The 13,766-nt window shown below is 41.5% G+C and carries 6 protein-coding genes; 3 read left to right on the top strand and 3 right to left on the bottom strand.

Annotation, left to right across the window (positions count from 1 at the left end):
* Positions 1-2,139: 2,139 nt before the first annotated feature.
* On the top strand, positions 2,140-3,570 hold the full coding sequence (locus LC115_13380; GenBank protein ID MCZ2357661.1) for a PKD domain-containing protein: 1,431 nt from the start codon (positions 2,140-2,142) through the stop codon (positions 3,568-3,570).
* 2,321 nt (positions 3,571-5,891) lie between these two features.
* A complete protein-coding gene (locus LC115_13375) occupies positions 5,892-7,538 on the top strand; it encodes a PKD domain-containing protein (protein ID MCZ2357660.1) in 1,647 nt (548 codons plus the stop codon).
* 62 nt (positions 7,539-7,600) lie between these two features.
* On the opposite strand, the gene kdsB is transcribed toward LC115_13375, so the two are convergent.
* The 3 genes from kdsB to LC115_13360 all read right to left on the bottom strand — a co-directional run bounded on the left by kdsB (position 7,601) and on the right by LC115_13360 (position 12,501).
* On the bottom strand, positions 7,601-8,356 hold the full coding sequence (gene kdsB / locus LC115_13370; protein MCZ2357659.1) for a 3-deoxy-manno-octulosonate cytidylyltransferase: 756 nt from the start codon (positions 8,354-8,356) through the stop codon (positions 7,601-7,603).
* Complete coding sequence (gene alaS, locus LC115_13365) at positions 8,347-10,980, bottom strand: alanine--tRNA ligase (protein MCZ2357658.1); 2,634 nt, start codon at positions 10,978-10,980, stop codon at positions 8,347-8,349. The genes kdsB and alaS overlap by 10 nt, the downstream gene beginning before the upstream one ends.
* Before the next feature lie 144 nt (positions 10,981-11,124).
* Positions 11,125-12,501 (bottom strand): T9SS type A sorting domain-containing protein, encoded by a 1,377-nt coding sequence (locus tag LC115_13360; GenBank protein ID MCZ2357657.1) that lies wholly within the window; start codon positions 12,499-12,501, stop codon positions 11,125-11,127.
* Positions 12,502-12,846: 345 nt separating this feature from the next.
* Between LC115_13360 and LC115_13355 the strand changes: the two genes are divergently transcribed.
* A complete protein-coding gene (locus tag LC115_13355; GenBank protein MCZ2357656.1) occupies positions 12,847-13,611 on the top strand; it encodes an IS5 family transposase in 765 nt (254 codons plus the stop codon).
* Positions 13,612-13,766: the final 155 nt, after the last annotated feature.

Raw genomic sequence — 13,766 nt, 5'->3', positions numbered from 1 at the left:
AATTCAAAATCAAATAGTTAAATATTTTTATTCTTTTTGTCGTGCAACAGGCTCAATTTATTCTTTTTTGTTTTTTCTCTAAATTAACAAATTTAGGTTATATTGTTTTTGTGATTGGTATAATTTTCGCCAGAACCCAAAAAATCACTAAGAATGAGAAAAAAAACTCCACTCAACTAAGGAATTTTGACTAAAAAAGTTTTTTGTGAGAACTAAAAACAGTTTGTTTGTATTTTTACGCGGTTTCAATAGTTGAGTTTAAAATTACAAATGAGGCGATACTTCTTACTTATTTTTGGATGTTTATTGTGGTTGGCTTTCACAACACAAGTAAACGCGCAGCAGTGCTCCGTTATTTATGTAGCTCCTAATGGTGCTACATCGGGCATAGCCGGAACACGAAATAACCCGGCAGAAATTAACTACGCGGTAAATTCACTGATGAACAGCTCTATCAGAAAAATATTTTTAGCCGTTGGGGATTATATTTTGCATAACACTTTTCCGCTAAATGATAGTATGACCTTTGAAGGAGGCTTTGACCCTACATTGAATTGGGCAAAAACCAACGTTCGGGCTACCCGTGTTTTGCGAGATACTTCTAATATGGCTTCAAACCCCAATAGAATTATAGCTATTTCAGCATCAAATAGAAAATCTATCCGAATTCAAGATGTAGAAATCTATGTTCAAGATGCGACTCCGATGGGAAGAGGTGTTTCTGTTTATGGTGTTTATCTAAATGGATGCTCTAACTATACATTTAACAGATGCAAAGTAGTTGCGGGAAATGGGGCTAACGGAATTTCCGGCCAAATTGGTACAAACGGTTCAGGCGGTGCAGATGGTCAAAACGGACAAGACGGCAGCGAAGACGGTTCCGGCAATAACTTAGGAGGATCCGCCGGAAATGGCTGGTCAGGCGGTGCCAATAGAGGTGGAGCAGGAGGAAAAGGCGGAGACAAAGGCGGTTGTAACTGCTCTTGTGTATTCAGCCTCTGTACAAGAGTTTGCACCAATGACGGCAATCCGGGTAATGACGGAACCGGAAACGCCTCGCCTTCTTGCCCCTCCGGCAATGGTTGCGGCGGAATAAAAGGACTCGGAAATAAAGAGCCTCTGGTTTCTTTGGGTTGTTCCAACCAAGGTAATGAAGGCTATAATGGCAAAGATGGTAAGGCCGGCGTAAATGGAACGAATGGAAGCGGCGGAGCGAATGGCAATTATTCCCATAATAGCGGCTTTTTTCAGAATGGTGATGGATCTACTGGGGTTGCCGGTACTTCTGGCGGCGGCGGCGGCGGCGGCGGCGGCGGCGGAAGCCAAGGAGGTATGTTATGCGTAGGTAATACCGGCGGATCGGGTGCCGGCGGCGGTGGCGGCGGCGAAGGTGGACAAGGCGGACAGGGCGGGCAAGGCGGACAAGGCGGCGGCGGATCCTTTGCCGTCTATGTAGCAAATAATGGCGCTAATGGTTTTTTCCGTGATTGCAAACTGCAAGCAGGCCAGCCCGGCTTCGGCGGCAGTGGAGGACCAGGCGGCAGAGGCGGTAAAGGCGGCTACGGCGGTATCGGTGGACCAATAAACGTACCAGATAGCCCCTGCGACATCGGTGCCGGCGGCAGCGGAGCACCCGGAGGCAAAGGCGGAAACGGCGGAAATGGCGGAAACGGCGGAAACGGAATAGCAGATACATTATATGTAGCCGGACAACCAATAACTGTGCAACGACTTAAAAAAGATAATGAACCCGTCATCTATCTCGAATCAGGAGGATGCACCGGCACAAAAGTGAACGCAAAAGTTAGAACCAGCGGCAGCGTTGTATGGTTCTTTGGCGTTGGAGCAAACCCAACATCAGCAAACGGAGACTCCGTATTCGTAGAATATAACCTTACAGGAAGAAAAACAATAACAGTAGTCGTAAATGGAGAATCATTTACTTATAATGAATTTTTAGACATCCGCTTACCCGGAACACCTGACCCTGTTATTATCTCAACGGATTCAAGTATTTGTCAGGGGCAATCTCCAAACTTCTCGTCAAGTTTATCTGCAAATGTTTATTATTGGGATTTTGGAGGTGCTGCACCGGCACAGTCAGGAGCTAACCTTCAAACGATTAACAATATTCCGTTTATGACACCCGGTAACTATAAAGTTACCTTAAAGCTAAACACCGACTGCTGCGGTTTTTCTGATGTAGATACTTTTTCTGTAACGGTTCGCCCTACACCAATCCCAGCAGTTTCAATAGAAGCTGTTAATCAAGTATTAACGGCTTGTTCCGGAGATGTATTACGATTTGCTGCAACGGCATCAAATGCGGGAGTTTCACCAACTTATACTTGGAGTATTAACGGAGCAAATCTTCCTAATGCTAATGGGCCGCTTCTTATCGTGAATAATTTATCAAACGGAGATACCGTTACTTGTGCTGTTTTATCAACCCTCAACTGTGCAGGTGGCCAAACCGCATATTCCAATCCACTTACGGTAATTGTTTACAATCGTCCTACAATTACGGCAGGTTCGATTTCAGTACCGGCGTTTACCACACCTAATACAGTAATTCCAATAAGTGCAAGTGCTTCAGGCGGAGTACCTCCATACACCTTTTTCTGGGATTTCGGAAACGGGTCGGGTGGAACCGGTTCAAATACATCAACACTATTTTCAGCACCCGGAACTTACCACATAAAACTTAAAATTCGTGATGCTAACGGCTGTGAAAGCGTAACAGACTCTACTACAATTCAAGTTCAATTCAGCACGATTGCGAGTTTTGTTCCTTCGATAGTTTCCGGCTGCGAACCGCTGAATGTTGCTTTTGATAATCGTAGTTTATATGCAATCAGTTATTTGTGGGATTTTGGGGACGGTTCACTTGCTACCACAGAGCCTTCACCGATACATACTTTCCGCTTTACAAGCCCCGGTGTCTATAAGGTTAAACTCATTAGTATTGGAGGTGTAAATCAAGATACTGTAATTCAACAAGTTGTAGTATATCCGAAGCCAACTGCAGATTTTAGGGTTACGCCAAGCATCTTATGGCACGCAGAAGATACGGCATTTTTTGCCAATACATCATTTGGTGCCCGTCAATGGCTTTGGAATTTCGGAGATACTGCTTCTATCAACAATTCTTCAACTGAACCAAACCCATTCCATATCTATGAAAATATGGGAACTTATACCGTAAAGCTAATCGTTACCAATGAATTTGGATGTTCAGATACCATTACAAAAGAAAGTATTGTTCGTCAGACTTTAGATAGAGAGGAATTATTGAATAGTAACGGACTTATTATCAATCATGTTTATCCAAATCCATTTTCTTCTTTTTTTGATATAAGACTTACGGCAGAGCGCACTACTTCGTTAAAGATAGATTTAGCCGAAATGACGGGGAAGCGTATTGCTACCGTTTTTTCGGAAAATATTCAGCCCGGTAGCCATACCGTTCACTATACTACTCCCGAAAATCTCCCTGACGGGCTATACTTACTGCTTATTCAAACAGATAAACAACAACATTCAGCTAAACTGATACATATTCAACATTAAAAAACAATCAAATGATATTACGAAATAGGCTTTTTAGGATTAGCTGCATATTACTAACGTTATTTTGGGTTAATACTTGGAATACCCAAGCGCAGAATTGCGGTATTACTACGCCTTCATCGGAGATAGTTTACGTAACTCCAACGGGTACAGGCGTTGGTACACAAATAGATCCGGCCAGTTTAGCAACAGCATTAACTACAGCAAACTCATCTAATGGGTTTACAATCATTCGTTTAGCATCTGGAAACTATACAATCAATAATCCGATTGTGATGCAAGACTCTTTGATATTAGATGGAGATTATGATCCTTTGAATTGGGAGAAAAAATCAAATTTAGTAACTAAGATTTTACGAACAGCTCAAAATCCTCAAACAAACCCCAGCCGATTGGTCGCTTTTGAATGCATTGGAAAAAAAGATTTTTCGGTACGTGATATAGATATTTATGTAGCCAATGCAACGGGAAACGGGATGTCCACTTATGGCGTGTATCTAAATAATTGCCAGAATTATGATTTTTCCCGTTGTTATATTGAAGCCGGTAATGCTTCTGATGGTCAGAATGGGGTAGTAACACCAGTGGCTGCTAATGGCGTTGCAGGTGGTAATGGGCAATTAGGTTGCCGGAGATGTGCCGGCTCTAATCCAAATCAAAATAACGGTGCCGGTGCCGGCGGTGTTTCATGGTCAGTAGGCACTAATCGTGGGGGCGACGGTGGTAATGGTGGTATTGGTTTGGGTAGAACCAATGCTCCACTTTCCGGCTTATGTGACCCTCCGGCGATAGCCCAAGATGGCTTTGTTGGAAACCCCGGAATTGGTACCGGAGGCACAACACCCGGATACGGAGGAAACGGCGGAAGACATGATTATGTATGCCCTGTTCAGCTATCAGCTACCGAAGTGGCAAATTTCTTAGGAAACTTAGCTACATACTTTACGGTTTGCCCATCCAATGATGCCATTAACACTGGCAAAGATGGGGGAGACGGAGCAGACGGCTATCCGGGAACAAATGGTAATTCCGGTTATAATCAATTTTTAGGAGGATATTTTATGCCTGGTGATGGCTCAGATGGTCAAAATGGCTTACCCGGTGCCGGCGGCGGCGGCGGCGGCGGCGGCGGTTCTATTGGCCTAATACCAGAGTCTATTGATATTATCATAACCACAGTAAATGTTGGTACTTACAACAGCCATGGTGCTGGCGGCGGCGGCGGCGGTGAAGGTGGCCAAGGCGGCTTTGGCGGAAAAGCCGGAACCGGCGGCGGCTCATCATTTTCGGTATTTGTCTGGAATAATGGGCAAAATGGTTTTATCAGAGACTGCCAATTAGTTTCTGGGTTACCTGGTATCGGGGGCACTGCAGCATTGGGCACTGGCGGCGGTAATGGCGGAACCGGCGGAACCGGCGGCTTTGACGGCACTACCGTTGGTTCTAGCGGTTCAGGCTGTGAAGGCGGTAAAGGCGGCAATGGCGGTAAAGGCGGCAATGGCGGTAAAGGCGGCAACGGCGGCAATGGTGCCAACGGAGCAACATACTCACTATACCAAGACATCGTAAATGGAGGCCAACCCGTAAATACAATGTCCTTACGTTCACCCGTAGAACCAATTATCATCGTGTCAAATTCCGTATGCCAAAACGCAAAAGTAATCTGCATATTCCCCAATAGTTTGCCATCAGATATTATTGAATGGAGATTTGACGGCAACGCAAGACCCGCTTTCGCATTTGGAGATACAGTAGAAACCTATTTCACTACCAATGGAGAGAAAAATATCGTCATAAACTATAACGGAATTACATTTCGATACACAGCGTTTGTTCAAATTGGGTTGCCAAACCCACTACCAAACATACAGAACCCTACCAGCCGTGATACTTTCTGCGCAGGCGCGTCCCCACAGCTAAATGTCGTATATCCCAACGCACTTAACTATAACTGGCAAGTTTCTGGCCCAAATGGATTTTCTTTTTCTGGAACTAATGCTAACCTTTCTTTGCCTTCTTTAAGTAATGTAGGAACCTATGTAGTAACCTTACAAGTTGAAACTCCTTGCTGTGGCTGGTCGTTAGCAGATACTATGCGGTTGTATATTGTTCCAACACTGACTCCTGATGTTGTTGCTATAGCCACTAATCCGGCGAATTGCCCCGGTGTACCTGTTAATTTTCAGATAACCTCCATCGTTAATGGCGGTGCTAATCCAATTTTTATCTGGAAGAAAAATGGAGTTCCTTATCCCGGACAGCCACATGGTGCCGGATTTACAGCCACCGACTTGCAAAACGGCGATGTAGTAACTGTAACCATGATACCGGATTATCCTTGCCTTACCGTAGATTCTGTAACTGCAACGCCGGCTTACGGAATTTTACCCAAACCAGATATTCATGCGCTGCAAGCCCCAGATACAGTAGTAATTGGAAACCCCGTAACAATAACCACCTTTGTAGCTTCTGACGGAAATCCAAACCAATCCCTAACGTATTTCTGGAACTTTGGAAATAGTTTAACGAACCAATTTACCACTTCGGATACTATTGTGAGTTCTACAACGAGTTATGGAACAGAGGGGACTTACACCATAACGGTAATTGTTCAAAATATGCAAGGATGCCGTGATACAATTACCAGAACTCTTTATGCCGTAACTCCGCAGCCGTTAGCCGTTGATTTTACTTTTGCCCCTACACAAGAGTGTGGAAGTTTAACCGTTAATTTTACGGCACAAGTGTTGTTCGGGAACCCTACTATTTATCATTGGGATTTTGGGGACGGAGCCTCTGACTCTACTACTAATTTAACGATAAGCCATACATACGCCCCGGGTTCCTATTCCGTAACTGTACGGGCATCTAACCGGTTTTTTGCTGACACTGTTGTAAAGTACAGCATTGTACAGGTTTTTGAAAAACCCACTGCCGTGATTGCAATACATCAAATTCCCTGCGAAGATGTTCCTGTAGAATTTTTTGATGCCGGCTCCGGCGGTTATCAGCGTTTTTGGGATTTTGGAGACGGAACAACCAGCACACAATCTTCACCCTCTCATGTTTACACGCAAACAGGCCAATATACTGTTAAGTTGCGAGTCAAAAACTATAATGGACTTTGTGAAGACTCTACAAGTTTCAGCATTTTTGTAAATGCCAGACCACGTGCTTCCTTTACTGTAAATCAGGAGAAAATATGCAAGCCGGGTATCGTAAGTGTTACCAATACCACAGACGAGCGAGGAGACAATAACACAACCTATATTTGGGATTTCGGTTTAAGAGAAGGTTTTGCTGATACCTTAACTACAAGAGATGCTACGTTTACAAATTGGGAAGTAGGAACATATAACATTACTTTGGTGGCAACTTCTTCTTCAGGTTGCAGCGATACTTTCCGAATTGATAATGCTTATGAAGTTGCCCAGCAGCCGGAAGCCCAAATCTACGCAGAACCCAATGACGTAACACTTCCGAACACAACAGTAACCTTTAATAACAGCAGCCCACTCTCAGGCCAACTTTACGAATGGTGGATAGACGGAGATAGCACTATTGATTCAAGAGATCAAACACCTCCACCATTTACCTATGCCGTTCCCGGAGAATATCTTGTGCGTATGCGCACCTATGACCTAAATGGTTGCGAATCAACAGATTCTGTTCTCGTCATAGTTAGAGAAGCCGGCGGCTTGTTTATCCCTAATGTCTTTACGCCAAATGGAGACACTAAAAATGACCAATTAATGATTTCTCATGTTGGTTATGAATACACTATCGTGGTTTATGACCGATGGGGATTACCGGTGTTTTCCAATGCTGGAAATGGAATATTGTATTGGGATGGCCGTAACAATGGCGTAGATTGCCCTGAAGGAGTTTATACTTATCATATAAAAGCAACTTCTATTTCCGGTGAAAATCCAACAGAGCGTTTCGGTACAGTTGTATTATTGCGATAAATACCAAAATAACATAAGTGAAGCGGGCAGTTTTTTGAACTGCCCGCTTCACTTATAAATCTTTATAGCTCTTTTTGATGGTTTAAAATAGCTCGTTGTATATCTTCCGGCACGTCAATAGCCGTACTGTAGTTTTCTGTGATACCAACACGAATGGGAATACCCGCCTCTAACCAACGCAACTGCTCCAAGGATTCAGCTTTTTCTAATTCACTTACAGGGAGTTGAGAAATTTCTTGCAAAGAAATTCTATGGTAGCCATATAAGCCGATATGTTTTAAAAAGAAATTTTGGCTCATTAATTTTTGGGGTTCTTTGGAAAATGGTATCGGAGAACGGCTAAAATAAAGTGCTTGTTTCTGCTTATCTAACACTACTTTAACGCTATTTTCTTGGAAAAGCATTTGGCTATCTCGAATAGGGCTGGCCAAAGTAGCGACACAAGGATTATTGGTATCTTTCAAAATACCAACAACTTGTTCTATATCTTTCGGGTTAATAAAAGGTTCATCTCCTTGAATATTAATAAAATATGTACTATTTGGGAAATGCTGCATTACCTCGATAATTCTATCTGTACCGCTTTGGTGGTTTGGGTTTGTGAAAATATAGTTTCCTCCAAATTGTTTTACGGCTTGAGCTATTCTTTCGTCATCAGTAGCTACCACTAAGTAATTTAGGGTAGTAGCCATAGAGGCACGCTCATAGACACGCGCTATCATTGATTTTCCGGCAATATCGGCTAACGGTTTACCGGGAAATCTTGTGGAAGCGTATCGGGCAGGTATGATACCAACAATATGATTTGCTAAGACCATAGTTGGTGGGCGTTTTGTAGTGCTATTGGGATGCCGGCTATATTTTTCCCGCCGGCTGTGGCATAAAAAGGCTGCCCGCCGCCGCCACCTTGAATGTCTTTGGATAATACCTTTGCAAGCTGCACGGCACTTAATTCAGTTGTAGGTACAATATCTTCACTAAATACGATGCTCAACAACGGTTTTTCGTTAATGACTGCGCCAATAACGAATACAGATTGCTTTGAATTTTTTCGTAGTTCAAAACAAAGGTTTTTTACAGCATCAGCCGTATTTAACTTTGTTTCTTGGGAAACCAAAACCAACGGATACTTAGATGCTACAGGGGCTGTTTGCGCAATGGTTAATAATCTATCGCGCTCATGGAGCATCAATTCATGTTGGGCATTTTCTAAAAGAAATTGCTGGCGTTTGGTTAGATTTTGTAAATCTTGAATAGCTTTTTCAAGGTGTTGGGGATTGCCAAGAATGTTTTTTACTTGTTCAATTTGTTCTAACTGATTTTCATACCAGCTTCTGGCTTCTTCATGTGTAACGGCCTCTATACGTCTGATGCCTGCTGCAATAGCGGATTCACTGATTATCTTGAAGATACGGATTTCTTGGGTGTTGTTTACATGGCATCCGCCGCAAAGTTCTGTTGAAAACTCAGCCCCAAATCGGATAACTCGAACTCTATTTCCATATTTTTCCCCAAAAAGAGCAATAGCTCCCATGTTTTTAGCAACCTCCATAGCTACGCTACGGCGTTCTTCTAAAATAATTGCATCGGCTATTCTTTGGTTTACAAAGGTTTCTACTTGGGTTATTTCTTCTTTGGAGAGTTTATTGTAATGAGAAAAATCGAATCGTAATAGTTTATCTGAAACAAAAGAGCCGCGTTGTTCTACGTGTGTGCCCAACACTTTTCGCAAAGCGGCGTGTAGCAGATGGGTAGCAGAATGATTAGCACTAATTTTTGCCCTACGGTCTGAATCAATAGTTGCTATGCAGGTTTGGTCTTCTTGGGCAGGAACGGAATCCGTGATGTGCAAAATAGTGTCTAACTCTTTCTTCGTATCTAAAACATGGATAATCTGGTTTCCAATAACGATTGTGCCGGTATCGCCTACTTGCCCACCACTTTCTGCATAAAAAGGTGTTTCTGCCAGAATTATCTGATACTCAATGCCTTTTGTTGTTTTAACTTGCCGATGGCGCAAAATAGTGGTGGTAATAGAATGCTGCTCATAGCCCACAAAAGTTGTTTCTGCTTGCTTTATATTCCCTTGCCAATCAGATACTTGTATAAAAGCTGCATCTTTACTTCGATTTTTCTGCTCGTCTAATAACCGTTGAAATTGAATTTGATCTACTGACCAATTATTTTCTTTGGCCATGAGTTCGGTTAAATCTAATGGAAATCCGTAAGTATCATAAAGTTCAAAGGCAAAACTACCCTCAATAACTTTTTGTGGGCTGTTTTTTTCCATATATTCTTCAAACATCTGGGAGCCTCGAGCCAAACGATTCAGGAAGTTTTGCTCTTCTTCTTCAATAATTTTTTTGATAAAATCCTGTTGTTGAATAACTTCTGGAAATATATCTGCAAATTGATCGGCCAAAATAGGCACTAAACGGTGTAAAAATGGTCTTTTTTGATTTAAGTAACTAAAACCGTACCGAGAGGCTCTGCGCAGTATTCTTCTGATAACGTAACCTGCACCGGTATTGGAGGGTAATTGGCCGTCTGCAATTGCAAAAGTTATCATCCGAATATGGTCCATTACAACTCGCATCGCAATAGATTCTTTCTCAGACCTATCATAGTGGCAAGCAAGAGTTTCCTCTAAAAACGTTTTTAAGGGTAAAAAAATATCGGAATCATACGATGATTTTTTGTTTTGCAGCACCATACAAAGCCGTTCAAATCCCATTCCGGTATCTACGCTTTTTTTGCTCAGTGCTTCCAGATTTCCATTTGCTTTTCTGTTAAATTGAATAAAAACGATATTCCAGATTTCTATTACTTCCGGGTGTCCTATATTCACCATGAGATGCCCGGGTACTTTGGCTATATCCTCATCACTTCTTAAATCAATGTGAATTTCGGTACAAGGTCCGCAGGGGCCTTGGTCGCCCATTTCCCAGAAATTATCTTTTTTAGAAAATTTTAAAATTCTATCAATAGGTAAATATTGCTTCCATATCTCGATAGCTTCATTATCGCTCGCTAAGCCTTCTGAATCATCGCCGCCAAAAACGGTTACGTATAATTTTTCAGGATTGATTTTGTATATTTGGGTAATAAGCTCCCAACTCCAAGCAATAGCTTCCGGTTTAAAATAATCCCCAAAAGACCAATTTCCAAGCATTTCAAAGAAAGTGTGGTGGTAAGTATCGTAGCCAACTTCCTCTAAATCATTGTGTTTTCCGGAAACGCGAATACATTTTTGGGTATTGGCTACGCGGGGATGTTCGGGGGCTTTGTCGCCGGTAAAAATCAACTTAAACTGATTCATCCCTGCATTAGTGAAATGAAGTGTCGGGTCATCTCGGTTTACGGAGGGAGCAGAGGGAACAATTTGATGACCTTTGGAGGCAAAAAAGTCTAAAAATATTTTGCGTATTTGACTGCTATTCATAAAGTCCGCAAAATTACTAAGACTAACCAGAAAATTACCTTTTTTTTCAGTTTTATGCTAATCCTGAAACTGATCTGAAACTAAAAAGCGCAACCTACCGGAATTTAATCCGGTAAGTTGCGCTTTTTTTATGTAAGTGATTTTTTATTGGAACGATATTTTCCGTGTTCCAACGCCGGATGGAGTATAGATTTGTAAAGTATAAATACCTGCCGGTAAGTTATTTCGATAGATAACTTGTGTTTGGCTATGTGCCTCCGGATAGTATGAATAAACTATTTTTCCAGAAATATCAATCAATTCTATTTTTTGGATAGTTAATGCTTCTTGTTCAAGGGAAACATACAATTTGTCGTTTGCAGGATTTGGGAATACTGACCAAGTGTTTGCGGCGATTTCATGTTGGCGCCCGGATACGACATCCATCATAACGCTATCTAAGTGCAGAACTTTAAAAGAGCGTGGTAAGAAGAAACTCATCAGCGTATCGCAATATTTCTTAGCAGAATCTACGCCGACCGTTGAAGAGGCTGAGTGCCAATTCCATGGTTCAAAACCTACTCCGTTAAGTGGGTATAACCCGGCTGCCGGCTGGTCATTAAATCCGGCATTAATCAGGGGAGCTTGTATTCCCAAACGCTGAGCTGCTTTATTTAAGTCTAAGCTACCGCTTACTTCAATGATGGGCTGACCTGTTCCGGCGGTAGTTACCACAGCAGTTCCATACGGCGTGGTGGGATCTTGAACCCCATGCAAAGAAATCACCGGAACGTCTGTTGCCTCTAAAGCAACGGTATCTCCAACAGCACCGCCAAAGTTAAAAACTAATTGAATATTAGAAGGATAGCCAGGTGTTCCGCTATTTCCTTCTACGCCCCCTAAGGCTACGGTATCAATAAAAGGAACGCCTAATCCATCTAAAAATTTGGGGAGCAACGTTTCGGAGGATTTATTCAGATAAGCAACGTGAATGCCTACGTAAGCACCTGATGACGAACCGCCCATCGTGATTTTATCAGAATCTATACGATAAGTAGAGGCGTTTGCGCGGAAAAAGCGTACGCAAGCACGGCCATCTTGAATTGACCGCCAAACAGCTTGCATAATCCCCTTAGAACGAGCCTCTTGTGAAGCAGCTAACGGATTCCAACCCAAACGGTGATCCATAGATACAGCGACCCAGCCTCTACGAGCAAAACGCTTACACAACTCTACCATACAACTATCTGTCTTGCGCCCGTAGGTAGTTCCGGTTATATCCGGGCTGATAAAACTACCGGAATGTACTAATATTACTAATGGCCTCTTGGAAACTGTGTCTCCAATAGGCTCGTAAATATCCATCTTTAAATCTACTGGGGAAGAACTTGCATAAGGGATATTACTTCCATAAACAACATTGGGGGTTACTCGAACGCCCTCAAACACTTCTTGAATGTAACGCAACCGCTGCTGGCTATAACCAGACAGCGCATTTAGCACAAATAATGCAACTGCAACTTTGGATAATAATTGTTTCATAACAATTGGTAAAAACTGCTCGCAATATAATATTTTTTATGTGCCTTAGAAAAACATTTTTTACGAGGGGGCATAACCCTGTCTTAAACCGCTTAGCTATGGTTCGGAATAAAGAACAGAAAAAGGCGGTTAAGCCAGAGAGGTAAATCTTGCAAATAGCTCATTACAAGTTAGAAATAGGAAATTAGTCAGGAGAACTACTTGCCTTCCTAAGAAACTGAAAGGCCATTGTACCTTAGAGGTTGTTTAAAAATGGTGTAAAAATTGTTAAATTATTTAATATCACATGGTTAAATACATATTTATTTGTATATTGCTGATTATTAATCAGATAATTAAGCAAGTATGAAAGCCTACCCAACCAACCTAACTGATATTCAGTACGAAGCTATTGAAAAAATAGTAAATGATAACAGGAAAAGAAAGCATCCTTTAAGATGTATTGTAGACGCATTATTGTACATCACCAAAACTGGTGTTCAATGGAGATTGCTGCCTAAAGATTTCCCTAAGTGGCAACTCGTTTATTATTATTTCAGAAAATGGACAGCAGAAGGGCTTATTGAAGAAATACATGATTTTTTGCGTGATAAGTTAAGAAAGGAAAAAGGAAAACATGTTTCACCAAGTCTTGGATTAATTGATAGTCAAACTGTTAAAACTTGTTCTTTCTCGTTATCAAACGGTTATGACGGAAACAAGAAAATTAAAGGAAGAAAAAGACATATTATTACTGACACATTCGGATTTATTATAGCTATTGTGATTCATAACGCTGATATTCAGGACAGAGAAGGAGCTAAATATGTTCTTGAAGAATTAAGATATAAGTACCCTAGATTGACAAAAATATTGGCAGATCAAGGTTATACCGGTAACTTAGCTGAATGGATTTTAAAAAGTTTGAATTACACTTTGGAAATTGTAAAAAAAGTGGCAGGAATTAGTGGATTTAATGTCTTACCCAAGAGATGGATAGTTGAACGAACTTTTGGATGGCTTGGTTTTCAACGAAGATTGGTTAATGACTATGAATTCCACCCCGAATGCAGTACAAGCTTTGTGCACTTAGCTATGATTAGAATTATGCTTAACAGAATAAAAAAATAAATTTTAAACAACCTCTTAATTGCAATAATGTTCTAATAATGAAACTGTAGTTCATACTTTCAGAACTATAAGCCTAATTTTGCTAACCAAAATTCATAAAAAGCGATTTACTTTATTTTTTTTACCAAATAATTATATTTCTTTTTGCAGAATAA

It is taken from the genome of Bacteroidia bacterium (assembly GCA_026932145.1).
Classification (GTDB): Bacteria; Bacteroidota; Bacteroidia; order J057; family JAIXKT01; genus JAIXKT01.
This window is presented reverse-complemented; position numbering and strand designations above follow the sequence as displayed.